This window comes from Streptomyces sp. NBC_01268, assembly GCF_036240795.1.
Classification (GTDB): domain Bacteria; phylum Actinomycetota; class Actinomycetes; order Streptomycetales; family Streptomycetaceae; genus Streptomyces.
In genome coordinates, this window is sequence record NZ_CP108454.1 from 4,704,348 (window position 1) to 4,730,813 (window position 26,466).

Consider the following 26,466-nt stretch of genomic DNA (forward strand, 5'->3'; position numbering starts at 1 on the left):
CTACCCCTCGGCGCCGTACTGCTCGATGAGCTGCTCCTTGGTGAGCTGCTCGGCGGCGGCCTGCTCGGCGCCGAGGGCGACCGCGTAGCCGATCCATTCGCCCTTGGACGCGGAACGGGCCGGACGCTCGATGTCGTCCGGCCCGTTGCCGTCGTTGTCCCCGCTCGGCGGCGGGGGCTCGTCCGGCTGCTCGTCGGCGTCCGGGCGGTCGTGGTAGCGGCGCAGCATCATGCGGCGGCTCCCTTCCTGATCAGGTGGTGGCGAGGGTGCCGACCGCGACGCCCCGGTCGTCGAGGCGCTTCACCGCGTAGTGGATCGTGGTGGTGATCACGTTCGAGCGGGCAAGGATGTCGCGGTCCTGCTCGACGAGCGGCCGGCGCTTGTAGAGCAGGCCGAGGGCGCCGCGCTTCATGATCAGGAACTTGCCCGCCGCGACGCGGTTGGTGAGGAACACCGGGACGCCACCGATGCGGCCGATCGATCCGGTGACGGCGGCCGAGGGGCCGTTGCCGAGCTTGGCGGCGTCGACGAACTGCGGGTCGCTGAGCGCGTCGGCGTACTGGGCGCTGTTCAGGTAGAGGCCGGCGAAGTCGTCCGGCTCCCACTCGTCGCCGAACTGGGCGATGCCGGGCACCATGGCGTCGAGCCACGTGAACTTGGTCTTCCCGGCTGCGGTGGTGAACTTGAACGGGTTGCCACCGCCGAGGGTGGTCTCGTCGGCCTGGGCCTGCGTGATCAGCGAGGCGTCGATCTTGCGGGCGGCGAGGATGCCGAACTGCCGGCGGGCCTCGGCCTCGGGGTCGCCGAGACCGACGAGTCGGGACTTGTCGGTGATCTCGACGGCCTTGCCGACTTCCTTGATGGTCGCCTTGGCCGAGCTGGTCGACATGGCGACCGGGACGAGCGGGGCCGTCTCGGTCAGGTCGTCGAGGTCGGACAGGGCGCCCCACTTGGGGAAGTTGATCTCATCGCCCGGGGCACCCTCAAGGGTGTTGTCCTCCTGGACGGCGGCGGATCCGGCGACGCGGACCTTGCCGAGGAAACTGGCCTGCGCCATGTCGCCCCAGACCTCGGGGACGATCATGTTCGCGGACGTGGTCTGAGCCATGGGGGGTGCTCACTTTCTCCGGTCGGGGCCGGGGGTTGGTCACCCGCCGGCGAGGCGCCGGTAGGTGTCGGGGTCGGATCCGTACAGCTCGGCCCGCGCGGCGTAGTCCATGGCGGCGAACTGCTCGGCCGTGACGGCCGTCGGGCCGGTGGTGAAGTCGGCGCCGCCGCGCTGCGGGCCCTGGGGCTGCTGGACGGCGAGTCGCGGGTTGGCCGTGACGGCGGCGGTGATCGCGGCCGTGACGGCAGCGTTGTCGGCCGGGTCGATGTCGGCGGTGGCGTCGGCGAACGCCCGGGAGTCGGCGAGCGCCGCCGCGTCGGCGCCGGCGGCCGGGGCGAGGTTGTAGACGGCGAGGCGCAGCTCGGCGGAGCGGGTCCGGGCCTGCTGCGCGGTGAGCTGCTGCGTGAGCTGCTCGGCCGTCGCGGGCTTGTCGGTGCTCTCCGGGTCGATGACGGCCATGAGCTGCTTGATGAGTTCGGTCTTGGCCTCGTCGGCGGCGCGGTGCTTGGCGGTGACCCGCTGGTTGCCCGCCTCCTGGCGCGCGCGGCTGAGTTCGTTCTGCAACCGGGCGATCGTGGCGGCCGGGTCCTCGCCGGGGGTCGGGGCGGCCGGGGCCGGGGTGGGCGCGGGGGCCGGCGGGGTGCCCTGCGGCGCGGTGTTCGGGTCCTGCCCGCCCGGCTGCGTGGTGGGGTCGCCGCCCTGGCCCGGGTCGCCGGTCGGGCCGGTCGACGGGGTGGTCGAGGTGGGGGTCGGGGTGCTCATGGTGTCGCCCTCCTGGGGTGACTCGGGGTCCCGCTCCTGGCGGGCTCGTGTGGACATGCGAAAGGGGCCCCTGCGCCTGGCTGGGGCCCCTTCGGGTGGTGCTGGTGTGCTGCTACTCGTCCGGCTCGGTGACCGGGCGGGCGGCGGCGTAGCCGCGTATCCACGCGGCCCGCAGGATGTCCGTACGCGGGTACGGGCACACGGTCGGCGGGTTGCCCTCCCGGGCGGCGCGGTCGCCCTCCAGGACGGCACGGGTGATGTCCTCGCGGGCGCCCACTGCTCACCTCTTGTTCTGCTGGTCGGATTCGTTGTGCCGGGCGCCGGCGGCCCATCGCTGGGTCTTCCCGGTGACCTGCTCGATGAACTCCGCCTGCGTGAGGCGGCCGTGTTCGGCCCACCACTCTTTCAGCTCGTCCGACGCTCGCGCGTACGCGATACGGGCGGGGCCGCTGAACAGGGCGGCCGGGTTGATGCCGTCCGCCTTGGCCTTCTTGTTCAGGAGGTAGCCGTTACAGGCGTCCTCGGCGTCCGCGTACTGGCGCCATACGTACTCGTCGTAGAGGGCGCGGGCCTCGCGGCGGGTGATGCGGTGCCGCTCGTCCCGGTCTTCGTCGTCCCCGCGAACCACGCGGGCGGCGGCCTGTTTCAGTGCGTCCCAGAACGCGGGGTCGGGGGCGGGGTCCATCGTTTCGGCGAGGGCGTCGCGGTCGGCGAGCAGGTTGTCGACGGCGTCCCCCGTGGCGGCCGGCGGCGGTAGCTCGATGCCGTCGCGGCGGTCCATCTCGGCGGCGATCCTGAGCAGCTCGTCGGCGGTCGCGTGCTGCATGGCCCATGCGAGGTCGTCGTCGCCGATGTCGGCGAGGTCCCCGGAGAGGTGTCCGCCGGGGAACAGGCGGTCGGCGCGCTCGGCGAGGTCGTCGAGGTCCCGGCGGTCTGCCTCCGCCTCGACGCGAGCGAGGGCGCGCGCGTCCACGGGGCCCGACCGGACGGCGGCGGCGAGCTGCTCGTCGGTCATCTCGCGCATGGTGCGCTCGTCGCCGGACCACACCCGTGCGTGGTCGAGCTGGTCAGGCGTGACCGTGGCGCGCTGCTCGGGAAGGTTCCCGGCGCCGAGCTGCTCCCGGGTCCGGTTGCGGCGTAGGTCGGGGTGGTCGGCGAGGTGCTGCCTCATGGCGGCCTGCCACTGACGGGCCTTGGCCTCGGCGGCCTTGCGGCCCTGCTCGTCGACGGCTGCGGCGGCACGGCGCTTGTACTTCCTGATGTGCCGCTCAATCTCTCGCTGTCGCTGCCCGGCCTCGTACCCGGCCGGGTCCGGCTCGGCGTCGTCCACGCGGGTGAGGCCCGGAAGGTACGCGCTCACGCTGTGACGGCAGTTGGGGTGCTGCAACCCCTTCTGTCGGGCCTCGTCGAGGGATCCGGCGACGTGCACCGTGACGGTCTCGCCGTCGCGGGTGGCGTGCTCGACCTCGACGTCGCGGGCGCCGGCCGGGCCACCGACGGTGAGTACCTGCCTCTCCCATGGACGGCAGAGCGGGCACTCGCGCGGCGAGCTGGAAACGATCACTAGGTCGACCCCGGCCGTGGCGAGGGTCTGCATGTGGGCCTCGGTCGCGGCCCTGCCGACGCTGGTCCGTACGGCCATCTCGGCGTATGAGGTGAGCTGCCAGGGGCGGCCGGCCGCGTCGCGGAACCCGGTGATGCCCTTGTCGGCGAAAGCGCGCATGGCGTCCTGTGTGGCCTGACGGCGGGTACCGGTGCCGACGAGCGGCGTGGCGGTGACGTCGGCGACGACGGCGCGGTACTGGTCGTCGACGGCCCGCAGGATGCTGCGGTGGGTCGCGGTGAGGCGGTCCACGGTTTCGGCGGCGAGGCGGTCGACGGCCTGTGCCTGCGGTAGGACGTCGTCGACCATGCGCACGGCGTCGTCCGACAGGGCGCCGAGTTCGGCGACGGCGGCGCGGTGGCCGGTGTTGTACGACTCGGCGATCGCGTCGTGCACGTCGAGGCTGACGGCCTGGCCAAGCTCGGTGACGACGGCCTGAGAGGCGCGCCGTACGGCGGACAGGGCGGAGAGCTTCCGCTCGGCCCATCCGGGGGCGTCGAGGCCGTCGCCGAGCTGCCTGGCGATGATGGCCAGTAGGCGCAGCTCGGCGGCGGCGTACAGGTCGCGGGTGCGTTCGGCGAGGGGCTCGACCATGCCCGGGTGGATCGGCACGGGCTCACCCCCTCGCGTCACATGGGGAAGTTGCCGACCGGGTCCGGGGCGGCGGCGCCGGTCTCGGCGAGGATCGCGGCGACCTCGGCCTCGACGGCGGTGTCGTCCCAGTCCGGATGCAGGATCTTCACCCGCGTCTTGGTGGACGCGGACTCGGCCCGCTTGAGCAGGTCGAGCGTCGTGGCGGTCTGCTGCTCCGACTCGGCGACCCCGTCCCCGAAATCGACGGTCACCGGTGTGGTGACGTCGTTGCGGCGGCCGAAGTGCGCGTTGTCGAGCGCGAGCAGGGCGAGTGCCTGCTCGGCGATGCCGTAACGGAAGTACCCGGCCTTCTTCCGGCGGGTGACCATGCTGCGCTGGTCCCGGGACTCGCTCTCGGTCGCGGTGATCGGCTGCCCGCCTCCCTCCAGCCCGAACGACTGGGCGGAGTAGCCGGCGGACTGGGCGGCCTGTCGCATGATCGCTTCGGCGGTGCGCTGGTGCTCGTCGACTCGGATGGCGAACTGCGACAGGGTGATGCCGCCCCCCTCGTTCGGGGGCATGTTCAGCTCGTCGTAGATCTCGCGGTCGAGGTCGAACGACGCTCCTCGGCCGGGGCCGTCGTCGCGCAGATAGCCACGGGGGACGATCAGGCGTGCGCGGGCGAGCAGGATGTCGCGCATCCACGACGTCCAGACCTCATCGAGCGCGGCGAACTGGTCGTACAACGGGGCCGAGTAGTCAGACCTGCCGAGGGGCGATCCCCGGTAGAGCCGGTTCGGGAGCATGTTGGGGACGTACGACGCGGTGAGCTGCTGGATACCGGTGCTCACGGTGGCGCCGTTCGCGCCGGCTCCGGCGAGGTCGAGGGAGTCGATCAGGGCGGCGGTGTCCGGGTGCTCGGTGAGCGGGACGCGGCGGCCCACGTTGTTCGGCGTGCCCTCGTAGAGCGCGTGCTCAACCTCGCCGGGAGCGTGGCGCTCCATGTGGCGCCACACGGTCGACTGGTTCGAGCCGGTCAGCTCACGCCAGAAAGTGACGGCCCGCAGGATGCCGAGGAAGAACTCGGGGGTCGCGCGGTCCGGCTGCACGACGGTGAGCAGGGGCCTATCAGGGGCTACGGACCGGTCCCATGTCGAGCGGAGATAGACCCCGGACATGGCGGCGGACTGCTCGCCGGCGGACAGGAGGACCTGTTGGACGCGGCCGAGGTCGAGCAGCTCGTCGAGGCGGGTCTGAGTCTCGGTGCTGCCGACGGTGATGGCCGGCATGTCGGCGAACAGGAGGTCGGCCGAGGTGGCGGCGATGTCGCCGGCGAGGGGGACGTGCAGGCGCTTGTCCCGCTCGGGGGTGTGGTCGACGGACCGGCGGCCCCACTGGTTCCGGCGGACGTTGGGCTGCGGAGCGTGCTCGTAGACGGCGGCGAGTCGGCGTTTGTCTCCGGAGTACCACGCGTCATCCACCCGCATCTGTGCGTAGACGGGGGCCCACTCGGGCGGCGGCCACGGGGCGCCGTTCTCAGGAAGTGCCATCGGGACTCACCTCCTGGTGCTCGTCGTCGTGCGGGCGGGTCGCGGTCTCTCGGTAGGCGGCGGCAAGGGTGTCGAGGAAGTCGGCGAGTTGGGGGCCGAGCTGCTCGGCGGCGTCGACGGTGAGGGTGCCGACCGTGGCGGAGCAGCCGGCGACGGTGACGGTGACCGGGAGGGCGAGGGTGTATCGCGGGGCGGGCGTGCTGGGCACGGGGCGGCCTCCTTACGCGGCGAGGGTGAGCAGGTGGCGCCACTCGTGCGCGGTGCTGTGCACGGCGTACCTGAGCGCGTCGGCCGAGTGGTCGTCGACCTTCATGGGGGCGTCCTCGCCACGCTCGGTGGCCTTCGGATCCCACGAGTAGCCGGGAAGCTCGGAGAGCAGGCCGGCGCACGACGAGTGGACGAGCAGGCGGTCGGCGGCGAGCAGGCTGGACACGGACCGGATGCCGTCGCCGACCGCGTTGGTGGCCTTGGCGGGGTTGCTGTGTCCGTCGGCCCACATCTGCGTGTGGAAGCTGGCGGCCGACGGGTCGATGAACGTCCACTCGGGCGCCACGCCCCTCGGCGCGGTGTCGGGTGCGCCCGGCGGTCGGTAGGTGGCGAGCCACGTACGGACGGCGTCGCTGTACTGGGCGTCGGTGAGCTGCCGGCGGGTCGCGCGGGAGTCGTGCCGGTACTCGGAGCAGGCGTACAGGCGGCCGTCGACGCCGAGACCGAGGAGGATGGCGGAGAAAGCGTTGGTGGTGCCGTAGTCGATGCCGACCCAGTACCGGCGCATGTCCGGCAGGGTGTCGACGACGTGCCGGGACTCGTCCCACATGCCGTAGACGGCACCCTCGGCGACGACCCATTCGCCGTCGATCATGCGGCGTTTCCACAGGCCGACGTACTCGGCGGCGAGGGAAGCGACGTACTCGGCGGAGAGACTCGGGTTGTCGGCGAGCTTGAAGTGCCAAGCTCTGAGGTTCAGTTCGTCGGCGCGGTCGAGGTACCCGAGCTTGAGCCAGTGGCGCGGCGAGTCTGGGTTCGTGGTGGCGAACAGGCGCGCCCCGGGGGCGGAGAGGCGGGCGAGTAGCTGCGTCCAGAAACCTTCGGGGACGAGCGTGGCCTCGTCGACGTACGCGAGCTGCGCCGTGAGCCCTCGGAGCCGGCCCTCGGACTTGGCGTCGTTGGCGCCGATCAGGTGGACGGTGCGGCCAAGGATGGTGGCGGTAGTCGAGCCTCGGGTGTGCACGACGTGCCGGGCGAGCGGGCCGAAAAGTAGCGGGTCCTGGAGTGGCTCCAGCACGTTGCGCTCGATGGTCTGGATGGTCTTCCCGGCGATCAGGATGAGACCGGACGGCCCGGCGCCAGCTACGGCGATGACGAACGCGAGCAAGCTGGCGATCGTCTTCCCGGAGCGGACGGAGCCGTGCCAGATGTTGATGCGCGCGGTGGCCCGGCCGATCGAACGGAGCTGCTTGCGAGACAGGGGGAGCGGGACGTCGGGGAGCACTGCTCACCCCCTCGACGGGCTATCCGCCGTCCTCGCCAGGGTCGTCCGCGAAAGCCCCTGCGAGGGCCTCTCCGAGACTGCCGAGCATCGAGCGGACCTCTCCGGCATCGGCGCCGCCCTCGGCGGGCTGTAGGCGTAGCGACTGCTGGATCGCGGTGGCGGTGGCGCTCATGATCTGTCGCTGATCGGTGAACCGTGGGCGGGGCAAGTCGGCGGTCTGCCAATCGCCCTCGCGGCCGGCGAACTCGCCAATCGTGCACGACTCCCAGAGCTGCGCCCGGAGCCGCTCAGCGTCCTCGTGGAGGGTCTCGGCGAGGGCCTGGCGACGGGCGGCGAGGTCGATGCGGCGGGCCTCGGTGGCGGCGACGACCTCGGAGCCGCGCTCGAACGTGAGCCCCTGCTCGGCGGCGAGCTTGGACACGGTCGAGGTGGATCGCTTGATGCGGCGGGCGATGTCGTTGCGGGACATGCCCTCGGCGTGGAGGGCCTTGACCTGCTCCCGGTCTCTGTCGGTGATGGGTCGGGCGGCCACGGCTCACCTCCTCGCCGAGGGCGGTCTCGGCAGGGCTACGCGCGAGCGAGCGCGGCGTTGCCCCAGAACATGGCCTCTTCGATGGCGGTGATGGCGAGGGACTTCTCGCGGCCGTCGGGGCAGGTCTCGTTGATGTGGTCGGCGAGGCGCCGGCAGTGCTGACGCACGCTGGTGTGCGCGTCGCGCTTCTCGTCGGTGGTGGCGGCGTGGAACGCGAACCGGTGCTCGATGTCCTCGGGGCTCATGTCGTGCGGCCTTCCTGGTCGGGGTATGGCGACGGCCCGGCACCCCAGTGCGGGGGCCGGGCCGTCAGGGGCGCGGATCAGGTGGTGCAGAAACCGGACTTCTTGAGTGCCTCGTTGATGGCCTTGCCCTGGGTTTCCGTGGTCGTGACGTCCTTGTAGGTGAAGCGCTGGGACGCGGTCCAATCCAGCTTGGATGCGCCACCGTTGATGGCCTGGCACTGGTTGCGGGCCGCGTCTACGGCCTTGTCCTCGTAGCGGACGGTTTCCGGGGCTGCGGTCTTGAGCGCGGCGAGAAGGTCGGCGCGGACCTGGCCGGTCGGCTCGGGCGGCAGTCCGGACTTCGGGGCTGCGGCGGTCGTGGTGGGCGCCGGCGCGGTGGCGGACGGCTTGGCCTCGGGCGCGGTCTCGTCGCCGCTGCACGCGGTGAGGGTGAGCAGGGCGGCGGCGGACAGGACGGCGGCGGCGGTGCGGTTCACGGGTGGATCCCCCTGGACGTACGGATGGGTCACGGGTGTGACTCGTGAGGCGTCCGAAGGGTTGCACGTGGAACGCCCCGCCGCACGGGAGCGGCGGGGCGTTCGGGGTGGTGATCGTGGGGGGGGCGTCCGATTCCGGGCACGCCGGGGTCGCCCCCGATTAGATCACGGAACGGTAACGACGTCCAGCGCGGGCGCGGGCGGGGCCGCGACCGGTCGGCCGACGTCCGACAGTCGGGGCCCGAGTGTCCTACGGCTGTCGGACGTTCAGGCCGGCGATGGGGCCGGGGCGGCGCGGGCTGGGACGGGTGCCGGGGACCTGCGCCGGCGGCTGTCCGACGGTCGGGGCCGGGGGCGTCCGACGGACGTCATACCCGCTGGTCATGGCGTCCGACGGGTTGGGCTGCGGCGGGGCCGGGGCGAGGTCTCGTTCGAGCTGGTAGGCGAGCAAGACCGGCGCGGTGCCGACGGGCACGACGCCCTCGGCCCATGCGGTGCGGTACACGTCGGCGACCAGTCGGACGCACTGTCGGACGGCGTCGGACAGATTGGCGCCCGTGCGCATCACGACGGCGAGGTCGGCGGCGAGCTGGTCGTCGACGCGGACCGATGGGCGGGTGCCGGCCTTCGGTGGGGTGGGCCGCTGGGTACGCTTGGCGGTAGTCATGACGGGGGTTGCTCCTGTCGTGGTTAGGGCCCGTCCTGCGGTTGCGTCGCAGGTGCGGGCCCGCTCTGTTCTCGGGCTAGTTGTCCCGGAGGATCTGGTAGACCCTGCCCTCGGTGAGGCCGGCGCGGCGTGCGATCTCCGGCACCTTGTACCGGACGCGCTCGGCGCGGACGACTCGGGGCGTAACGGCGGCGGCGGCCTCGGCTACGGCCCGCAGCACTCGCAGGTTGTCGAGGGTGAACTGATCGGCGAGGCGGTCGAGGAACGCGGCGCGTTCCTCCTCGTCGTCCTCGGTGCTCATCCACTCGTCGGCGATGTCCTCGAACGGCTTCCACTCGTCGAGGTCGTACGGGTTGGGGTCGCCCCGGCGGGCGCGGTCGGCGGCGGCCTCCCGCTCGTACTGCCCGAACAGGGCGATCATGTCGGCCATGAGGCGACTGGTTGCCGGGCCAGCTACCGGTTTGGTCCGGCGGTTCAGTTCGTCGGCAACCTGCTGAAGCGCGTCGACGGTCGCGCTCTCCTGCTCGGTGAGGGCGGAGTCGTCGGCGGGGGCCCACCCGGCGGCCGTGACTGCGCCCTCAGCGGCGGCCTGCTGACCGAGGAGGGTGGTCGGGTCGCCGGGGTGCGGGTGGCGGCGGGTGTAGGTCGCCTCCGTCGGCTCTTCGGCCTCGGTGGGCTCGTCCGGCTGCGGGGTGGCGTCCTCGCTCGGCTCGTCGACGGCTGCGTCGACCGGCTGCTCGGGTTCGTCGGCAGGGTCGGCGGTCTCGCGCCACGCCACGGTGTCCGTCTGGGCGAGGTCGAGGATGGCCCGGCGGAGAATCTCGGCTCGGGCTTCCCGGGGCTCGTTCTTGGCGCTGCGGGCGTACGCGAGGCAGGCGACAAGAGTGCGGCGGGCCCCGCTTCCGGGGTGGCCGGTGCCGGTCACGTAGCCGCGTTCGAGCAGCCCGTTGGAAAGCTGGTGGCTCATCTTGAGTCCCCCGTCGGCGAGCACGCCCACGTTGCGCCCGCTGCGCTCCCATGTGAGTTCGCGGCCAAGGACGATCATTCTGTGCATCTCGTCGCGCTGCCGGTCGGTGGGGAGCTGCGGCCGACGAGCGGGGATGACGCGGATGGTGCGCTGCTCGTTCGCGAGGGTGATCGTGTAGTTGTTCGCGTCGGCGGTGATCGTGAACCCCTGGGCGTGTGCCTGCCGGATGAGGTGTACGGCGGTCGGCTCGTCGTATGTGTCGTACTCCGGGACGGCGTGACCGACCTCGGTGGTGATGTTGAACTTCACGGCTGCTGTCCTGTCGGGTAGGGGCCCGCCCCGGGGTGGGGCGGGCCGGTCGGGTCCTAGGCGGGGCGGTGTGCCATCACGCAGCGGTGGGTGTGCGGTTCGATCGTCCACCCGGCCTTGCGCAGCTTGTCGGCGCCGATTTCCAGCTCGACGGCGAACGGCTGGCCGCTCGGGCGGACGTAGCGGCCGGCCTCGATCCAGTAGACGGCGACGCGGCCGTGCCCTCGGGGGTCAACGAGGAATCCCCATGCGCTCGGCGTGTGGTCGGGGTCGCCGGGGTTGGCGGTTACATCGGTGTGGTCGGTCACCTCGGCGAGACGGAGAGGCGCGAGGGCGGCGACGGCGGCGCGGGCGTCCTCGTCGGTGGAGTGCTTGGGCGCGGTGCCCGGGGTGGTGCCGTTGTGGGAGACGATCACGCCCTCGATCACGCGGCGGGCGGGCGCCGGTGCGGTGGTGCGGGCGTCGATGCGGGCCTGAACGGCGGCGGGGACGGGCGCACCGTAGGCGTGGTGCTCGGTGGCGATCCGGTCGTCGGTCTCGGCGCGGTACGCCTCGCGGTCGGCGGTGGCCTTGGCCTTGATGCGGGTGAGGGTGTCGGGGTCCTGGCTCATGCGGACGACGAGCGGTTCGGCCGTGCTGGTGAACAGGGCTCCCTGATCGGCGGGGAGTTCGAACAGGCCGTCGTCGGTGTGCTCGCCGATCCACTCGCCTCGCCACGTGCCGGCGTTGGCGTCCGCCTCGGTGATGAGCTGGGTGGCGTACAGGGCCTCGGCGTCCTCGACGGTGGCGACGCGGGCCTCGACCTGCTCGGCGTGCTCGACGGCCTCGACCGTGCGGGTGGTGTCGGCGAACGCGGCGGCGGCCTGCTCCTCGGCGTGGTCGAGGTGGGCCTCGGTGTCGGCCTGTTCGACGGTCTCGGCGAACTGCACGGCGGCGGCGGCGAGGGGGGAGCGGGCGGCGAGGGCGAGGGCGTAGGCGCGCTCCTCGGCGGCCCGGACGCACGGGGCGCACAGTTCGGGTGCCTGCTCGTCGAGGCCGTCGTACTCGGTGACCTCGCGCCCGCACAGGGTGTCGTCGTTGTTGGAGTAGTGGACGCGGCGGCCCTTTCCGACGCGGGCGTACCGGACGCCGGCGCGCTCGGCGAGGGTGGGGCCGTCGATGCTGCGGTCGGCGGCGACCTGCTCGGCGGCCACGCGGTCGCGCTGCTCGGCCTTGGCGCACTGCTGGCACACGCCGGTGATGTAGCGGTGCTCGATGGGCGTGGCCTCGACGGTGCGTCCGCAGTAGCTCGCGGACGTGCCGGGGCGGCGGTAGTGGCCGGCGCCACGGCTGCGGGGGTTGGCGGGGCGGTACAGGTCCATGGGGTTGCTCCCTGGTCTCTGGTGGGGGCCGGGTTGCGTCCGGCCGGGGTGTCGGGTTGCGTCCGACGAGAACGACTGTAGCCGTTACTGTAGCGACTACACAAGTGGCTACAGTAACGGCTACACAAGGAACTGCGTTCGAACGGTGCCGAGTTGGGCTAAGCGGCCCGGCGGCGGCCGTCGAGGGCGGCCCACAGTGCGGCGAGGTCCGCCCCCCGCCACGTACGCCGGCCCCGGTCGAGGTCGGCAGGGGCCGGGCACTGCTCCCCGGTCTGGCACGTCGCGGACGGCTCCCCGCCGGGCACCGTGCGGGCGAGCAGCTCGCCCCCGCACCACGGGCACGGGTCGGGGAGGACGGTCGTGCGGCCGTCCCGGCCGAGGGCGGTCTCGACACGACGGCGGGCGCGGCGGGCGACCGTGGCGAGGTCGGCGAGGACGTCGTCGCCGAGGGGAGAGAACATCCGGTCGTCCTGGTCCTCGCCGAGGGCGCGCCCCTCCAGCCACACGGCGGCCCAGTGCAGACCGTGTGCGCGGGATCCGGGGGCGTGCGTCCGGCCGGACGGGCCGACAGTGGACGGCGTCCAGCGGCGCGGGTCGGCGCGGTCGCTCTCGTCGACGACGACGCGCATGGTGCCGGTGGTCGCCGTGCCCCCGCCGCGCAGGTGGGCGCGTACCGGGCGCTGGTAGCGGGCGGCGATGCTGTCGCACGCGGTGAAGAGCGCGGCCTCGACGGCGAGGGCGGCGTCGAGGGCGGTCAAGTTGGCCGGCGCGGGGTGCTGGCGGAGCACCAGGGGCATACGGCCGGCGGCCGGCTCGTCCTCGACGGCGGCGAGGAGGTCGCGGATGTTGTCGACGGGCGGCCACGTGTCGGCGGGGCGCTGCTCGATCGCGACGAGCAGGTCGCCCCACTGCTCGCGGACGGCCCGCAGGTCGGCGGCGGTGGTGAGGGCGTGCTCGGGGAGCGCGGTCGGGGTGGTGGTCATGGCTGGTCCTTCCTGGCCTGCTCGATCGCGGCGTACAGGCGGTCGGCGATGTCGGCGGGGTGCGTGGTCCCGAGCTGGTTGGCGGCGCGGCCGGCTGCGTCGAGCAGGCCGTCGAGGCGGGCGCGGGTGGCGGCGTAGAGGCGGGACGCGTGCTGTTCACGGGGGCACCCGCAGGTGACGCACTCGGCGGCGAGGCGCCGGCGGTACTCCCACACGCGCTGACTGGCCTTGACCGCGTACTTCCGCTGCCGGTTGCGCTCGGCCTCGGCGGTGGTGGCGCGCTTCTCGGCCCGCTCGACGCGGGTGCGGAGCCGGGTGACGCGGTGCCGCATCGCTTCGGCCTCGTGCGTGGCGGTGTCGGCGCGCTCGTCGGCGGCCCGCTCGGCGGCGGTTCGGCGGTCGCGTGCTTCCCGGCCGGCCTGCTCGGCGGTGTAGCCGTAGCGCATCCCGAGGTGCGCCCACACGTCCGCCCATGTGCGGGCGGCGCGGACGTGGGCGAGGAGGGCCTCGGCGCGGTCGGCGCGCTGCTTCTCGGTGGCGAGGGCGACGGCGTGCTCGCGGGCCTGCTCGTCGAGGGCGGCGGCTTGGGTCTCGGCGGCGGCGGCGTACGCGGCGGCGGCGCGGGCGGCGACGGGGGTAAGTCCCCGGTGCTCGCCGAGGATTGCGAGGACGTCGCCGTACGTCTCGGCTCGGTGCAGCCGGTCGAGGAACGCCTCGGCGGTGTCGGCGCGGTGGGCCTGTCGGTCGATGCGCTCCTCGTGGGCCATGGCGGCGCACTCGCCGGCGCGGGCGAGGGCCTGGTCGCGCTCGGCCATCACACGCGCTGCTCCGTCGGCTCGGCCGGCGTCGACGGCGTGCAACAGGTCGATGCGGTGCCGGGCCTCGGCGAGCTGCTCCTCGACTCGGGCGCGGTCCTCCTCGGCCTCGACGATCGCCGCGTCGGCGGCGGCGAGGCGGTCGCGCATCTGCTGCATGGCGCGGTCCTGCCCGCGTGCGGTGGAGCGGAGTTGGTCCGCCGTGGCGGCCTCGGTGAGGGCGTACTCGCGGAGCGCGTCCGCTTCGGCGGGCGACAGTCGGTCGGCGCGGTCGAGGAGGACCTCGAACTTGATGCGGCGGGCGAGGCGGTCGTCGGCGTGCTTCCTGCGGGCGGCCATGGTGCGGCGGGTCATCGGCGCTGGTCCTTCGTGCGGCGGTGGTAGCGGGCGGGGTGGCCGAGGGGGACGGCCGCGCACAGGCTCACGAGGAGGACGTACGCGGCCGTGCACAGGAATCCGGTCACCCGTCGGTGCGCTGCTCGGCGGCGCGCTCCCGGCCGTACGCGGCGCGGTTGCGGCGGCCGGCCGCGAGGATGTCGCCGGCGGCGTCGGCGAGGGTGGCGAGCAGGGCGTCGAGCGGGTTGGTGGGGCGCTGCTGGGCCTCGGCGTCGAGGCGGTTGGCGAGGTGCCGGAGCGCGCACGCGACGTGGGCGGGGTTGAGCCCCTTCGTCTGGACGTCGGCGCGGAGCGCGTCCGGGTCGCTGCCCTCGGGCTGGATGACGACCACGGCGGCGGGGGCCGTAGCGGACACGGTGACCCGGTCGTTGGCGGCGTTGTACGTGATCGGGCCCTCGGGGGTGTCGAGGGCGTAGCACTTCCGGAACACCGACTCGCTTGCGGCGCTGCTCGTCTTGACGGGCCGGCCGAGGTGGTCGGTGGACTGGATGTCGTGGGCGATGGTCGGCTCGTCCCGGCCCTCGCCGAGGTAGACCTCGGTCACGGTGATGCGGTCCTCGGCCTTGCGGTGGACGTTGTACGGCGTGGGCCGGTACGTCTGTCCGGGCTCGATCGGGGCGGGGGTCTGGCTCATGGTGGGGTGCTCCTGGTCTCGGTTGTGGCGAGGTGCTCGCGCGCGCGGCCGGCCCGGCGACCGGTCGTCGGCGGCGCGGTCAGTAGGCGGGGCCGTTGGTGTTCCACTGGTCGTACTGGGGCTGCTGCTGGCCGTATCCGCCCGGCTGCTGCTGGGAGTTGCCTCCCTGGCGGTTGCCGGTGGTCTTGGTGACCTGCGCGGTGGCGTTGCGGAGCGAGGGGGCGACTTCCTCGGCCTCGATCTCGACGACCGTGCGCTTGACTCCCTGGTTGTCCTCGTAGGAGCGCTGGCGGAGGGTGCCGACGACGACGACGCGGGCGCCGCGCTGAATGCTGGCGGCGACGTTCTCGCCGAGGGAGCGCCATGCGGTCACGGTCATGAACAGGGACTCGCCGTCCTGCCACTGGCCGGACTGCTTGTCGTAGGTGCGGGGGGTCGAGGCGATGCGGAACTTGGCGACGGCGTGTCCGGCGCCGGTGTGCCTGAGTTCGGGGTCGTCGACGAGGTTTCCGGCGAGGGTGATGGTGGTTTCTCCGGCCATCAAGCGGCCTGCCTTTCGGTGGTGGGTCGGCGGCACGCACGGCAAGCGCGGGCGCCGTTGGGGCGTACGTAGGTGTTGGTGGTGTCGAAGGGATGGCCTCGGTGGCACGCCACCTTCCGCGCGTTGATGGCCGTAGGGCCGTTGCTGCGGAGGGTGTTGGTGCGGTGGTCGGTGAGTTCGAGGTGCTTGGGGTTCACGCAGTTGCGGCGGCGGCATCGGTGGTCGACCTCGGCGCCGGCGGGAATGGGGCCTCTGGCCTGTTCGTAGGCGTACTGGTGGGCGCGGACGGTGCGGCCGTCGGCCTTGAAAGCCCCGTAGAACTCGCCGTGTTCTCCGGCGTCGTGGGGGCGCTTGCTGCGGGCTCCGCCGGTCCACAGGTGGCAGGGGCCGGGGGCGTTTCGGTAGAGGCTGACGGGGCCGGCGGGGTCGACCTTGGCGGCGAAGCGCTCGGGGGTGATCACGGGTCGGTCCTCCTGCTCTACGTGCTGAGCGTGTGCTCGCGGTTCAGTCGTGAGTGGTTTCAATCAATCGCGAGTGGAACGTATCACGCATGAAAGGGCGCCGGTGTTCTACAGCGGCACTTCCGTGAGGCTCTGCGTGCCCGCCTCCGGCTCGAACGGGAGCGGGATCACCCGCAGGTCCCAACCGGCCCGTTCGAGGGCCCTGGCGGCCCGCATGGCGGTCGCCCCGGGGCGGTGCAGCAACTCGCGTACGGTCGCGTCCTCCAGGACGGTGCGGATGATCGCGACGGCGGCGTCGGGGATGGGCGCGGGCGTGGTCATGCGGCAACTCCGGTGTGGCGGTGGGCGAGGGCGGCCTCGACGCGCGAGGGGTGCGGGGCGCGCTCGGTGCGCCGCCGGCTACCGGTCTTGCACGGCGTGCGGACGTCGGCGCGGCAGTGCTCGTACGGGCACGGGACGTCGAGGGGGTCGGGCCGGTCCTCCTCGGCGAGGGCGCGGCGGCGGGGCCGGTGGTCGGCGAGGGCCTCCTCGACGTCCCGGGGCACGTAGTACCCGAGGGCGGCGAGACGTTCGGCGGCGAACTCGTCGCGCTCCTCGCGGGTGGCGGTGGCCGGAAGGGCGAGCATCGGCCGGTCCTCCGAGAAACCGAGGGCGCGGGATGCGGAGGGGGGCGCGACGCGGCCGTCGGCGATGGAGGCGAGCAGGGCGCGGCGGCGGGCGATGGACTCGGCGCCGGTCTCGCCGGGGATCCCGTCGTAGACGATCGTCGCGGCGTTGACCCGCTCGGCGCGGATCCGGGCGCGCTGCTGGCGGACGTGGGCGGGGGTCAGCCACTTGTCGGTGTCGCCGTAGTGGCGGGCGACGGCGGCGCGGGCGTCGTCGTCGAGGGGCATCGAGTGCAGTGCGGCGGCCCACGCGCGGGCGTCGGCCTCGCCGACGGTGCGGCGGTCGAATGCGGCGGCGAGGGTGAGCAGCTCGGCGGCGTCGGCGGGGGTCACTGGGCGGCCTCCTGGGCGCGGAGTCGGGCGGCGAGGTCGAGACCCTCGGCGACCCGCTGGTCGGTCGTCGAGGGGCGGTTGATGGGGACGACGTTCCCGCCGGCGGCCGGGCGGCTGGCCTGGAGGCGCAGGGTGTCGTACTTGTCGCGCAGCTTCGCCATGGACAGGACGTTGGAGCGCCAGAAGTCCGAGTCCTGGCACCAGTCGATGGCGCCGTGCACCTGCTCTTCGGTGCGGCCGTCCTTGTCGAGCATGAGCCGGGCCGCGTCCCGCCATGCCTTCGTGATGGTGGGCCGCTTGCTGCCGTTCTGCACGATGCGGTCGGCGAGGTGCTCACACAGCCGCTCGACGTCCTCACGGGCCGGCGACGGGTCGGGGTCTCGCGGGGCGAGGGCCGACGACGTTCCGTTCCCTGTTCCCTCTTCCCTTCCCTGTTCCCTGTTCCTTTCCTGGGGTGAGTCCTCACTGAGGTGTGCGTGAGCCTGCTCGGAACCCTCATCACCCCTGGTCGGGGGCGGTTCCGGGGTGGATTCGCCCTGGTCGGGGGCGGGGAGGCGGGACGCGGACGGGCGGTTGATCCGCTGGTGCTCCTTCCACCCGGACACGGCCAAGTAGCGCTTGCCCGTGACGGTGTAGCGAAGGATCAGTGAGGATTCACTGAGTGCGGCGAGGTCCGTCTCGACGTCGGCGGCGGTCCGGTCGTCGAGCGGCCAAAGCGCGGCCTTGATGAGCCGGGCGTCGTCGACGGCGCGGCCGAGGTCGTCGCAGTGCGTCCACAGGCCGATGAAGGTCAACCGCTGCTCGATGGAGAGGTCGGCGATCGTCAGGGAGGTGAAAAAGTCGGGTTTGATCGTGCGAATGCGCGGCATGGCGGGGGTCCTGTCGGGGCGGTGCGCCCCGGGGCGAGGGGAATCGTGTCCGGCCTCGCCCCGGGGCAGTACGGGGGCTACTGCGGGCGGGTGCGCGGTACGGGGCGGTGTGCGTCGCAACGCCACCCGCATGGGTACGGGCGGGTCGGGGCGGCGCCACACCTGGGGTTGCCCGTGTCGCACGTGTGCTTCGGCTTCGGCTCGCCCTGGTCGAGGGGGAGTTGACCGGGGACCGGTGCCGGCGGCGCGGTGTCGAGCAGCCTTCGGGCGCGGTCGAGGCGCTCGCGGCCGGTCACGCGGCGGCCTCGGCGGCGAGGCGGTCGCGCTGCGCCTTGACGGTGGCCTTGTGGAAGTGGAAACGGGCGCTGGCGGTCTTCCCGCCCCGGATGCCGAAACGGCCGGTCTTCCCGCGTCCGCCCTCCTCGGCCATGGCCTCGGCGAGGCACTCCTCGCGGACCGGGCACGAACGGCAGAGCGCGAGGGCCTCGCGGCGGCCCTCAACGTCGGTCGAGACAGGAAAGAACGCATCGACGTTCACGCCGGCGCACGCGGCGCGACGGTGCCAACGGGGTTTGAGTGTCTGGAAGTTCATGGGTGGTGCTCCTGGTCGAGGGGCCCGCCCCGTTCGGGGGGCGGGGCGGGCCGTGGCGCGGGGGTCAGAGCTGCTCGGGCGCCGGTTCGGCGGCCGGGGGGAGCGCAGGCGGTTTCGGGGGCGTGTCGAGGTCGAGGCGCTTGGCGGCGACGGCCTCGGCGACCAGGGCGCGGCCGTCGCGGGGCTGGTTCTTGCTCGTCCTGCTGAACAGCCAACGGAAGTGCGGCGACTTGGTGGGCTGGATCGCGACGCCGGGCACGTCGTGCAGCTCGCCCGTGTTCGGGTCGGCGTACCGGGGGGTGTTCGCCGCGTTGACGGCCCCGAGGACCTGCGCGGCGAACTGCTCGTCGATGACGACCTCGGTGCGGGCCGGGATGATCCGGAAGTCGAAGTGCTCCGGGAAGGTGTCGCGCACCCATGCCTCGAACGCGGGCCGGTCGATGATCCGGGCCTCAGCCTCGCCGCCCACTCGGGTCACGGTCGCGAACCTGGTGCCGTCATCGAGAGTGACGTCGGCCTTCGTGCTGCGGGTCGCCTGGTACTGCTGCGTGAGCAGCTTGGCGGCCTCCCGGTTGATGTCCTCGAACATCCCCTCGGCGGCGTCGAGGCGGGCGCGCATGGCCTGCCGGTGGCGCAGGACGGCGGCGAGGTGGTCGGGGTCGGGCGCCTCGACCTTCTTCTCGACGGTGCTCACGCGGCGTTCCCCTCGATCTTCTTCCGGAAGGCGTGCATCTGAACGGCGCTGGCCTGGACGATCGGCACCCCGTAGACGCGCTCGAAATCGGCGTCGAGGGTGCGCAGGTTGGCCCGGGACGCGGCGAGGCGGAGGGCCTCCTCGGCGGTGGCCGTGTTCGCGGCCGGCGGCGCGGTGGCGGGGGCCTGATCCGCAGCCGGGGCGGCCGGGGCCGGTGCGGGCGCCGGATTCCTCGGCGCGGACTGCTGCGGCGTGCCGTTCGCGCTCCGCTTTCGGGTGGCGATGGCGTCGAGTTCGACGATGTACTCCGGCGGGGCCCCGGCCTCCTCGGCGGCCTTTCGGATCGCGGCGAACTCCTCCTCACTCTTCGCCTGCCGGGCCTCAGCGGCGTAGTCCCGGCGCTGGCGCTGCTGCGGCTGCTCCTGCTGCGGGCGGCGCTGCTGGCCTCGCTGCCCGCGCTGCGGCTGCTGCGGGCGGCGCTGCGGCTGCTGGCGCTGCTGCGGGGTGTTGCTCATGACCGGGTGGTCGCGGTCGCCGTCGTCGATGCTGCGGGCGTCCACGGGGATCATGAACACCTGAAAGAGCATGTACTTGAGCGCGGCGCTCATGGCTTTGTTGGTGCTCTTGTCGGCCGTGTCCATGGCCTCGCCCGGGATGGTGACGGCGAGGCAGTCACCGGCCGGTCCGTAGATGCGGTACAGCATCGTGAGGACCGTGTGGGTGCCCTTCTCGCCGCGCGGGCGTTGCTTGTGCTCGATGACCTCGGGCGCGATGAAGCAGCCGTGGTTCCGCATGGGGCCGGCCATGGCGGACATCGCGTCGTCGACGCCCCGGAACTTGTAGTTCTGCTGGTGGTTGTCCTTGTCCTTGCCCACGGGCATGACGTCCCGCATGACGCCGTGGATGACGGCAAACACGCGGGGGAGGTCGGCGCTCGTTCCGGCCGGGGCCGGCGTGTACGCGGTGGTCACGCGGTGATCGAGGGTGGGCGTGGCGACGGGCGGCGCGGTGTGGGCGGTCGGCAGGGTGGTGACGGTCACGGGCGGTTCTCCTGTGCGGGGGTGCGGTGGCGGATGGCGGCGGCCTGCTTCGTGAGCGAGGTGGCGAGCGCGATGGCGTCGTCGGCGTCGAGCAGGTCGTCGAGGCGGTCGGCGGCCTCCAGCGTTTCGAGCAGGGCGTCGCGGGTCCCGTCCGCCTCGGCGGCTCGCATGGCGCGCTCCCAGTCGGCGGCGTCGTCGCTCACGACCACGTGGCCGAGGGAGAGGACCGACGCGGCGTGCTGGGTGAGCAGGCGGCCGAGCATGTCGGGGTCCTCGGCGTACGCGAGGGCAAGCTCGTCGAGCAGGGGGGAGACGGCGAGGGTGACCGGGAGGCGGACGGCGGTCCCGTCGGCGGTGAGGGTCGGGCGGATCACTGGTTCACCGCCGGCGCGGTGTCGATGCCGAGGTCGAGCGGGACGCCGGGGCCGTCGTGGGTGAGGTCTCCGGTCGCCGCGTTGTAGGTGCGGGGCATCGACCAGTCGGCGGCCGGGAACGCCCGGCGGAGCAGGCCGTACGCGGCCCGGCACTCGGCGGCGGTGCGGCTGACGGGCTGGCCGGACGCACCGATCAGTTCGACCCACGTGCGGCGGGCGTCGTTCACGGTGACCGGCACGGTGCGGACGCGGACGGTGCCGGGGGCGATCTCGTGGAGCTGGCGCGCCACGACGTCGATGAAGCGGGCGCGAGTGCGCGCCCTGTGGGCGCCGAGGATGGCCTCGGCGGCGCGCGGAGCGGAGTGGGTACCCTGGTGCTGCATCAGATCTCCTTCGGGGGATGAGAGGGCCGTCCGGGTCGCATCCGGGCGGCCCTCCTGCGTTGTTCAGGCGGCGAGGGGCCGGGGGGCGGTCTGCTCGCGCTGGGCGCGTTCGAGGCGGCGCAAGATCAGCTCGACCTCGGGGTCGAGGCGGCCGGCGGCGCGGTCGCGGTCGCGGCGTTCACGGGCGGCGTCGAGGACTCGGCGCAGGTTCCGTATGGCCTGGTCGCGGGTGACGGTGGGGGCCGTCATGCGGCGACCTTGCGGCGCAAGAGCTGGGAGGCGGTGACGCCGTAGTGCTCCTGGACGGCGGCGATCAGGTTGGCGCTCGGCGCGTTCCGGCCGTGCCACAGACGCCATGCGGTGTTGGGGGCAACCTTTAGGCGGCGTGCCGTGTCAGGAGGGGTGCGGTCGCCCTTCTGCCGGGCGGCGATGACGAACTCAGTGCGGTCGTACATGGGCGCAACGTTCCTTCCGTGGATGGTTCGATTCATCCACGAGTGGAACGTTAGCACGGACTTCACTCACACGTGAATCATTCACGCGCGGAACGTGACGGGGTCGCAGCCCTATGTGTAGATCCGCGTTGACACATTCCGGATGGCGGTAAAGAATCGTTCGCACGTTCGAGGCTCCGGGCGACCTTGGGTCGCTATGTGCCTAGATGGGGGGGATACGCGGTGAAAGATTTGGTCATGCACGCGGCACCCTGTGCCGCCCTCGACTCATGCGCGGTATCTTCCACTCATGGACGATTCGAACCGAGCCCCCTTCTCGGTCTGGTACAGAGACCGCTTGAAGCGCGCCGGATATGACCTCGACCGCCGAGGCGAACAGGCCCGCGTAGTCCGCGACAGCGGCATCCACCAAGCCACGGTCACCCGCCTACTCAAGGGCGACAACGTCCCCGACATCCCCGTACTACGGCAGATCTCCGAACACCTGAGTCGCCCCCTCCCCGAGGTGCTCGTCGCCGCCGGCCTGCTGACCAACGACGACATCGACCGCGTCCGCAACCCCCGAGCCACCACCCCCATGACAACCGACGACGCACTCGACGAACTCGGCATCACCGACCCTGCCGACCGCTCCGTCGTCTCCGCCGTCATCAACACCGTGAAACAGAACCGCGCCAACGACGGCGCGAACGGCGCCGAGAGGGCTGCCGAATAGCAAGGAGCCGCCACGTCATGAACAAACTCCGCCGCGCAGTGCCGCCGGCAACGGTCCTCCTCTTCGTGACCGCCCTCGCCGTCGGCGCGACCGGATGGGCCACCAGCACCGACCCCCTCACGGACGCTGGCACGCTCGGAACCCTCGCGGCGGTCCCCCTCATGTACTGGGTGATGATCACCCGCACCCACGAGATCACCGATCAGCAACTCGAACAGGCCCGGAAACAGGGCTACGTCATGGCCATGGACCACGTCGGGCGAGGTCTCATCGACGCCCCCGTGCCGCCGTCCCCCGGGCTCTGCGAGCACTGCGGGCGCCACGCCTCCCCGGCCGACGTGATCAGCCTCGACGAGCGCCGCCGGCCGGGCCACAACCCCAAGGAGAAACGAAAGGCTCAGATCCCGTGACCAGCCTCTACGTACCAACCCCGGCATCAGCCGCCCTACGCGGCGAACTGCCATGGGTCGTGTACATCCGCGTCAGCACATGGCGCGAGGAGAAGATCTCTCCTGAACTCCAGGAAAGCGCGATCCGACAGTGGTCGGCCCGCACAGGCAACGCCCTGCTCGAACCCCACATCGTCGACCTCGACGCCACGGGCAGGAACTTCAACCGCAAGATTCAAGGGGCCATCGAACTCGTCGAGGCCCGCAAGGCCCGGGGCATCGTCGTATGGCGGTTCTCCCGCTTCGGCCGCAACAGGACCGGCAACGCGGTCGCGCTCGCCCGCCTCGAAGGGGTCGGCGGCGAACTCGAATCCGCCACGGAGCCCCTCGACGCCAAGACCGCCGTCGGCGAGTTGCAGCGCGAAATGATCTTCGCCTTCGGCAACTTCGAGAGCAACCGCGCCGGAGAACAGTGGAAGGAGACGCACGAGCACCGCCGCAAGCTCATGCTCCCCGCGACCGGAGGGCAGCGCTTCGGCTACATCTGGCACCCCCGCCGCGTCCCGGACGCCACCGCGCCGGGCGGGTGGCGCCTCCAGGATGAGCGCTACGAGATCCACCCGGAAAACGCGAGCATCGCCGAGGAACTCTACGACCGGAAGATCAACCTTGAAGGGTTCGCCGGCCTCGCACACTGGCTCAACGACGAACTCGGCGTACTCACGCGCTACGGAAACCGGTGGAAGCCCAACACCGTTCAGCGCTACCTCGACTCCGGATTCGCCGCCGGCGTCCTGCGCACGCACGACCCGGAGTGCCGGTGCGGATACGGCACCATCCACACCGACAAGTGCAAGTACGACCGGGTGATCTACCTCCCCGGCGCTCAGCCGGCCATCATCACCCCGCCGGAATGGGAGGCGTACCTCGACCACCGAAGGGACATCAAGAGCCGGCCGCCTCGCGCCCGGAAAGCCACGTACACCCTGACCGGCATCGGCGGGCACGGGCACTGCCGGGGGACAGCCGTCTTCCGCAGCGACCGGGTCCGCTCCGGCGAGAACAAGGGGACCCCGATCCGGGGACACCACATCGTGTGCAGCAACAACAAGAGCCAGGGCAAGAGTGCGTGCGAGCCGGGCCTCTACGTCCAGAGGACGGAGGCGGAGGAGGCCGTGTTGAAGTGGCTCGCCGACAGGGTGGCCGAGGATGCTGACGCCCTGGTGCCCGAGCCCCGCAAGGAGCGCACCGAGGCCGATCCCCGGGCCCGCGCCATCCAGGAGCGAGCCAAGATCGAGGCTCAGATCGCCAGACTCGACGGGGCCATCAACCGACTCGTCGTCGACAACGCGATGGACCCCGAGAAGTTCCCCGAGGGCGCGTTCGAGGCCGCACGAAATCAGCTCGTCAAAAGCAAGGGAGAGGCACTCGAAGATCTCAAGAAGCTCGCCGACATCGAGGCGATTCCCACCCGGGAGAAGTTCCGCCCTCTCGTCGCCGGCCTGCTGGCGGAGTGGAAGACGTTCAACAACGAGGAACGCAACGCCATGCTCCGACAGGTGATTTGGCGCGTCGCGATGACGACGACGCCGGCACCAGAGAAGATCGGGCGCAAGACATTGGCCGCCACGTTCGAGGTGCACCCGAAGTGGGAACCCGATCCGTGGAAGTGCAAGAACTGCGGGAAGATCATTCCCGGCCCGGGGCCGCTCGTCTGCCCCAACGAAAAATGCCAGCGCGCTTGATTGTTTCCGGGGCTGCTGCCACCCTCTGACCAACCGACGGACCACGTAGGTAGGGGAGGGATGCACCGTGCACAGATGCTCCCCTTTAGATCGACTGTCCCACGTGTACGGGCTCACCGCCCTGATGAACGCCCCGCTGCGGCGCGGCGCGACCGTCGTCGTGCTGCCCCGCTTCGAGCTCGACGGCTTCCTCGCCGCCATCGAGAAGCACCGGATCAACGCCCTGTACGTGGCCCCGCCGATCGTCCTCGCGCTGGCCAAGCACCCGGCGGTCGCCGACTACGACCTGACCTCGCTGCGCTACATCGTCTCCTCCGCCGCCCCGCTGGACGCGGCCCTCGCCGACGCCTGCTCGGCCCGGCTCGGGCTGCCGCCGATCCGCCAGGCGTACGGCATGACGGAGATGTCCCCGGCCACCCACCTCGTCCCGCTCGCCGCCGAGAACCCGCCGCCCGGCACCGTCGGGAAGCTGCTGCCGTCCACCGAGATGCGGCTCGTCGCCCTCGACGACCCGGCGCGGGACGCCGGACCGGGGGAGGAGGGCGAGATCGCCTTCCGCGGCCCACAGGTCATGAAGGGCTACCTGGGCCGGCCCGACGCGACCGCCGCCATGATCGACGAGGCCGGCTGGCTGCACACCGGCGACGTCGGACGGGTCGACGAGGACGGCTGGCTGTACGTCGTCGACCGGGTCAAGGAACTCATCAAGTACAAGGGGTTCCAGGTCGCCCCGGCCGAGCTGGAGGCCCTGCTGCTCACCCACGAGGGCATCGCCGACGCGGCCGTCGTCGGGGTGCCCGACGAGGACGGCAGCGAGATCCCCAAGGCGTTCGTGGTGCGCCAGCCCGGCGCGAAGGAGCTGACCGGGGAGGACGTGGCCGCCTACGTGGCCGAGCGGGTCGCCCCGTACAAGAAGATCCGCCGGGTGGAGTTCATCGAGGCGGTGCCGAGGGCAGCGTCCGGGAAGATCCTCCGCCGGGAGCTGCGCGCGCCGCGCGAACCCCGGCAGCCGTGACCGCCGTGACACCGATGAGAACCGAGGGACCGCGCATGAGCCTGATCGACGTATCCACCGACCGGGGCGTCACCACGCTCGCCCTGGACTCCCCGTCGACGCGCAACGCGCTCTCGGCCCCCCTGGTCACCGAGCTGGCCGAGGCGCTCAGCGTCTGCGGCAAGGATCCGGCGGTCCGGGCGGTCGTGCTCACCCACACCGGATCCACCTTCAGCGCGGGCGCCGACCTGAAGGCCCCGCCCGGGCCGTACGCCTTCGTCGACCTGCTGCGACAGATAGTGGAGCTCCCCAAACCGGTCGTCGGAGTCGTCGACGGCCACGCCCGCGCGGGCGGCCTCGGCCTGCTCGGGGCCTGCGACATCGTGGTGGCCTCGGAGACGGCGGACTTCGCGCTCACGGAGGTACGGATCGGGGTCGCGCCCGCCGTGATCTCGCTGACCCTGCTCCCCAAGCTGGACCAGCGCGCGGCGGCCCGGTACTACCTGACCGGCGAGCGCTTCGGCACGGAGCGGGCCCGGGCCATGGGTCTGGTGACGGCCGCCGCGACCGAGCTCGACGGCATCCTCGACGGGCTGCGCGGCGCCTCGCCGCAGGGGCTGAAGGCCTCGAAGCGGCTGGTCACGGCTAGAGTCCTGGAAGCCTTCGAGCGGGACGCGGAGGAGCTGGTCCAGCTGTCCGCGTCGCTGTTCGCCTCGGCCGAGGCACGCGAAGGGATGACGGCCTTCCTCGAACGACGGGACCCAGCATGGCGGCTCTGACCGGCCCGAAGCAGGACAGGAGCCGCGCCACCCGGCAGCGGCTCCTGGAGGCCGCGGTGTCCTGCCTCGCCGAACACGGCTGGGCGGGCTCCACCGTGTCGGTCGTCGCCGAGCGGGCCGGCGTCTCGCGGGGCGCCGCCCAGCACCACTTCCCCACCCGGGAGGACCTGTTCACGGCGGCGGTCGAGTACGTCGCCGAGGAACGCTCCCAGGCCCTGCGCGAGCTCCCCGCCGTCGGGCGCCAGGAGGCCGTCGCGGCCCTCGTCGGCCTCTTCACCGGCCCCCTCTTCCGCGCCGCGCTCCACCTGTGGGTGGCCGCCGCCGACGAGGACCAGCTGCGCGACCGCGTCACCGAACTCGAAGCCCGCGTGGGCCGCGAGTCCCACCGCATCGCCGTCGAGCTCCTCGGCGCCGACGAGTCCCGCCCCGGCGTCCGCGAATCCGTCCAGGGCCTCCTCGACATGGCCCGCGGCCTCGGCCTCGCCACCCTGCTGACCGACGACCGGGCCCGCCGGGAGCGCGTCGTGGCGCAGTGGGCCCGGCTGCTGGACGAGGCGCTGGGCTGAGGCGTTGGACGAGGCGCTGGGGTGAGGCGCTGGGGTGAGGCGCGTCGGCGGGTGGCCGGGGGCCGGCCGCTCACGCGCCCGGCCGCTCACGCGCCCGGCCGCTCACGCGCCGGTGCGAGGCGCTCCTGCGAGGCGCTGGACGAGGCGCTCCTGCGAGGCGCCCCCGCGGGAGGTGACCCTGCGAGGCCGCTTCCCGCCCGCCCCGTGACGCGGGCCACAGCCACCCTCGCGCCCCCGCAGTACGCTGGTCGCATGCTTTCGCTCGTACGTCGTCGCCACGTGGACCTGCTCCGCGTCGCGAGCATGGGCTGTCCGGGTCGTCACTGACCCCAGGCCCCACCCCCTCGCCCGGCACGGAACGACACGGCACGACCTGCCACGCATCCGTATCCCGGGCG

General features: G+C 72.4%; 34 protein-coding genes and 1 pseudogene. 6 read left to right on the forward strand and 29 right to left on the reverse strand.

Annotation, left to right across the window (positions count from 1 at the left end; genetic code table 11):
• From OG309_RS21020 to OG309_RS21160, 29 genes are all read right to left on the reverse strand, one after another.
• Positions 1–231, reverse strand: a complete 231-nt coding sequence (locus OG309_RS21020) for a hypothetical protein (protein WP_329422981.1) — start codon at positions 229–231, stop codon at positions 1–3.
• A gap of 19 nt (positions 232–250) precedes the next feature.
• Positions 251–1,108 (reverse strand): phage major capsid protein, encoded by an 858-nt coding sequence (locus OG309_RS21025; RefSeq protein WP_329422983.1) that lies wholly within the window; start codon positions 1,106–1,108, stop codon positions 251–253.
• 39 nt (positions 1,109–1,147) lie between these two features.
• The gene (locus OG309_RS21030) at positions 1,148–1,927 is read right to left on the reverse strand and encodes a hypothetical protein (protein WP_329422985.1); all 780 of its coding nucleotides are present in this window, start codon (positions 1,925–1,927) and stop codon (positions 1,148–1,150) included.
• 55 nt (positions 1,928–1,982) lie between these two features.
• Positions 1,983–2,147, reverse strand: coding sequence for an Rmf/CrpP fold protein (locus OG309_RS21035; RefSeq protein ID WP_329422986.1), 165 nt, complete (start codon positions 2,145–2,147; stop codon positions 1,983–1,985).
• A gap of 3 nt (positions 2,148–2,150) precedes the next feature.
• Complete coding sequence (locus OG309_RS21040; protein ID WP_329422988.1) at positions 2,151–4,085, reverse strand: phage minor capsid protein; 1,935 nt, start codon at positions 4,083–4,085, stop codon at positions 2,151–2,153.
• Positions 4,086–4,102: 17 nt separating this feature from the next.
• Positions 4,103–5,596, reverse strand: coding sequence for a phage portal protein (locus tag OG309_RS21045; RefSeq protein ID WP_329422990.1), 1,494 nt, complete (start codon positions 5,594–5,596; stop codon positions 4,103–4,105).
• Positions 5,583–5,804 (reverse strand): hypothetical protein, encoded by a 222-nt coding sequence (locus OG309_RS21050; RefSeq protein WP_329422992.1) that lies wholly within the window; start codon positions 5,802–5,804, stop codon positions 5,583–5,585. The genes OG309_RS21045 and OG309_RS21050 overlap by 14 nt, the downstream gene beginning before the upstream one ends.
• Before the next feature lie 12 nt (positions 5,805–5,816).
• On the reverse strand, positions 5,817–7,088 hold the full coding sequence (locus OG309_RS21055) for a PBSX family phage terminase large subunit (RefSeq protein ID WP_329422994.1): 1,272 nt from the start codon (positions 7,086–7,088) through the stop codon (positions 5,817–5,819).
• A 19-nt stretch (positions 7,089–7,107) separates the two neighbouring features.
• Complete coding sequence (locus OG309_RS21060) at positions 7,108–7,620, reverse strand: helix-turn-helix domain-containing protein (protein WP_329422996.1); 513 nt, start codon at positions 7,618–7,620, stop codon at positions 7,108–7,110.
• A 35-nt stretch (positions 7,621–7,655) separates the two neighbouring features.
• Positions 7,656–7,865 (reverse strand): Acb2/Tad1 domain-containing protein, encoded by a 210-nt coding sequence (locus OG309_RS21065; RefSeq protein ID WP_329422997.1) that lies wholly within the window; start codon positions 7,863–7,865, stop codon positions 7,656–7,658.
• Between the two features lie 77 nt (positions 7,866–7,942).
• Entirely contained in the window at positions 7,943–8,341 is a 399-nt protein-coding gene (locus OG309_RS21070; protein ID WP_329422999.1) for a hypothetical protein, read from the reverse strand.
• A 250-nt stretch (positions 8,342–8,591) separates the two neighbouring features.
• Positions 8,592–9,008 carry a hypothetical protein gene (locus tag OG309_RS21075; RefSeq protein ID WP_329423000.1) on the reverse strand — a complete coding sequence of 139 codons (417 nt, stop codon included), beginning with the start codon at positions 9,006–9,008 and terminating at the stop codon, positions 8,592–8,594.
• 76 nt (positions 9,009–9,084) lie between these two features.
• A complete protein-coding gene (locus tag OG309_RS21080) occupies positions 9,085–10,284 on the reverse strand; it encodes a hypothetical protein (protein ID WP_329423001.1) in 1,200 nt (399 codons plus the stop codon).
• Between the two features lie 56 nt (positions 10,285–10,340).
• Positions 10,341–11,645 carry a hypothetical protein gene (locus tag OG309_RS21085; RefSeq protein WP_329423002.1) on the reverse strand — a complete coding sequence of 435 codons (1,305 nt, stop codon included), beginning with the start codon at positions 11,643–11,645 and terminating at the stop codon, positions 10,341–10,343.
• Between the two features lie 158 nt (positions 11,646–11,803).
• Positions 11,804–12,628: a hypothetical protein gene (locus OG309_RS21090; RefSeq protein WP_329423003.1), complete on the reverse strand. Its 825-nt coding sequence runs from the start codon at positions 12,626–12,628 to the stop codon at positions 11,804–11,806.
• Positions 12,625–13,797: a hypothetical protein gene (locus OG309_RS21095; RefSeq protein WP_329423004.1), complete on the reverse strand. Its 1,173-nt coding sequence runs from the start codon at positions 13,795–13,797 to the stop codon at positions 12,625–12,627. The genes OG309_RS21090 and OG309_RS21095 overlap by 4 nt, the downstream gene beginning before the upstream one ends.
• A 106-nt stretch (positions 13,798–13,903) precedes the next feature.
• The gene (locus OG309_RS21100) at positions 13,904–14,473 is read right to left on the reverse strand and encodes a hypothetical protein (protein WP_329423005.1); all 570 of its coding nucleotides are present in this window, start codon (positions 14,471–14,473) and stop codon (positions 13,904–13,906) included.
• Between the two features lie 79 nt (positions 14,474–14,552).
• Positions 14,553–15,014, reverse strand: a complete 462-nt coding sequence (locus tag OG309_RS21105) for a single-stranded DNA-binding protein (RefSeq protein ID WP_329423006.1) — start codon at positions 15,012–15,014, stop codon at positions 14,553–14,555.
• Positions 15,014–15,475, reverse strand: coding sequence for an HNH endonuclease signature motif containing protein (locus OG309_RS21110; protein ID WP_329423007.1), 462 nt, complete (start codon positions 15,473–15,475; stop codon positions 15,014–15,016). The genes OG309_RS21105 and OG309_RS21110 overlap by 1 nt, the downstream gene beginning before the upstream one ends.
• A gap of 108 nt (positions 15,476–15,583) precedes the next feature.
• Positions 15,584–15,796: a hypothetical protein gene (locus OG309_RS21115; RefSeq protein ID WP_329423008.1), complete on the reverse strand. Its 213-nt coding sequence runs from the start codon at positions 15,794–15,796 to the stop codon at positions 15,584–15,586.
• Entirely contained in the window at positions 15,793–16,473 is a 681-nt protein-coding gene (locus OG309_RS21120; RefSeq protein ID WP_329423009.1) for a zinc finger domain-containing protein, read from the reverse strand. The genes OG309_RS21115 and OG309_RS21120 overlap by 4 nt, the downstream gene beginning before the upstream one ends.
• The gene (locus OG309_RS21125) at positions 16,470–17,342 is read right to left on the reverse strand and encodes a hypothetical protein (RefSeq protein ID WP_329423010.1); all 873 of its coding nucleotides are present in this window, start codon (positions 17,340–17,342) and stop codon (positions 16,470–16,472) included. Before OG309_RS21125 ends, OG309_RS21120 begins: the two co-directional genes overlap by 4 nt.
• Before the next feature lie 292 nt (positions 17,343–17,634).
• Entirely contained in the window at positions 17,635–17,934 is a 300-nt protein-coding gene (locus OG309_RS21130) for a WhiB family transcriptional regulator (protein ID WP_329423011.1), read from the reverse strand.
• A gap of 64 nt (positions 17,935–17,998) precedes the next feature.
• Positions 17,999–18,628: a hypothetical protein gene (locus tag OG309_RS21135; RefSeq protein ID WP_329423012.1), complete on the reverse strand. Its 630-nt coding sequence runs from the start codon at positions 18,626–18,628 to the stop codon at positions 17,999–18,001.
• Positions 18,625–19,668: an ERF family protein gene (locus tag OG309_RS21140; RefSeq protein WP_329423013.1), complete on the reverse strand. Its 1,044-nt coding sequence runs from the start codon at positions 19,666–19,668 to the stop codon at positions 18,625–18,627. Before OG309_RS21140 ends, OG309_RS21135 begins: the two co-directional genes overlap by 4 nt.
• Positions 19,665–20,042, reverse strand: a complete 378-nt coding sequence (locus OG309_RS21145) for a hypothetical protein (RefSeq protein WP_329423014.1) — start codon at positions 20,040–20,042, stop codon at positions 19,665–19,667. The genes OG309_RS21140 and OG309_RS21145 overlap by 4 nt, the downstream gene beginning before the upstream one ends.
• Positions 20,039–20,425 carry a hypothetical protein gene (locus OG309_RS21150; protein ID WP_329423015.1) on the reverse strand — a complete coding sequence of 129 codons (387 nt, stop codon included), beginning with the start codon at positions 20,423–20,425 and terminating at the stop codon, positions 20,039–20,041. The genes OG309_RS21145 and OG309_RS21150 overlap by 4 nt, the downstream gene beginning before the upstream one ends.
• A 63-nt stretch (positions 20,426–20,488) precedes the next feature.
• Complete coding sequence (locus OG309_RS21155; protein ID WP_329423016.1) at positions 20,489–20,674, reverse strand: hypothetical protein; 186 nt, start codon at positions 20,672–20,674, stop codon at positions 20,489–20,491.
• Positions 20,671–20,880: a hypothetical protein gene (locus OG309_RS21160; RefSeq protein ID WP_329423017.1), complete on the reverse strand. Its 210-nt coding sequence runs from the start codon at positions 20,878–20,880 to the stop codon at positions 20,671–20,673. The genes OG309_RS21155 and OG309_RS21160 overlap by 4 nt, the downstream gene beginning before the upstream one ends.
• A gap of 289 nt (positions 20,881–21,169) precedes the next feature.
• Between OG309_RS21160 and OG309_RS21165 the strand changes: the two genes are divergently transcribed.
• From OG309_RS21165 to OG309_RS21190, 6 genes and pseudogenes are all read left to right on the forward strand, one after another.
• Complete coding sequence (locus OG309_RS21165) at positions 21,170–21,595, forward strand: helix-turn-helix domain-containing protein (RefSeq protein WP_329423018.1); 426 nt, start codon at positions 21,170–21,172, stop codon at positions 21,593–21,595.
• Positions 21,596–21,612: 17 nt separating this feature from the next.
• Entirely contained in the window at positions 21,613–22,005 is a 393-nt protein-coding gene (locus OG309_RS21170) for a hypothetical protein (RefSeq protein WP_329423019.1), read from the forward strand.
• Complete coding sequence (locus tag OG309_RS21175) at positions 22,002–23,729, forward strand: recombinase family protein (protein ID WP_329423020.1); 1,728 nt, start codon at positions 22,002–22,004, stop codon at positions 23,727–23,729. The genes OG309_RS21170 and OG309_RS21175 overlap by 4 nt, the downstream gene beginning before the upstream one ends.
• A 100-nt stretch (positions 23,730–23,829) precedes the next feature.
• Positions 23,830–24,744: pseudogene (locus tag OG309_RS21180) on the forward strand (AMP-binding protein); the annotation flags it as partial.
• Positions 24,745–24,779: 35 nt separating this feature from the next.
• Complete coding sequence (locus OG309_RS21185) at positions 24,780–25,502, forward strand: enoyl-CoA hydratase family protein (protein ID WP_329423021.1); 723 nt, start codon at positions 24,780–24,782, stop codon at positions 25,500–25,502.
• The gene (locus tag OG309_RS21190) at positions 25,490–26,068 is read left to right on the forward strand and encodes a TetR/AcrR family transcriptional regulator (protein WP_329423022.1); all 579 of its coding nucleotides are present in this window, start codon (positions 25,490–25,492) and stop codon (positions 26,066–26,068) included. The genes OG309_RS21185 and OG309_RS21190 overlap by 13 nt, the downstream gene beginning before the upstream one ends.
• The last annotated feature ends 398 nt before the right edge of the window (positions 26,069–26,466 follow it).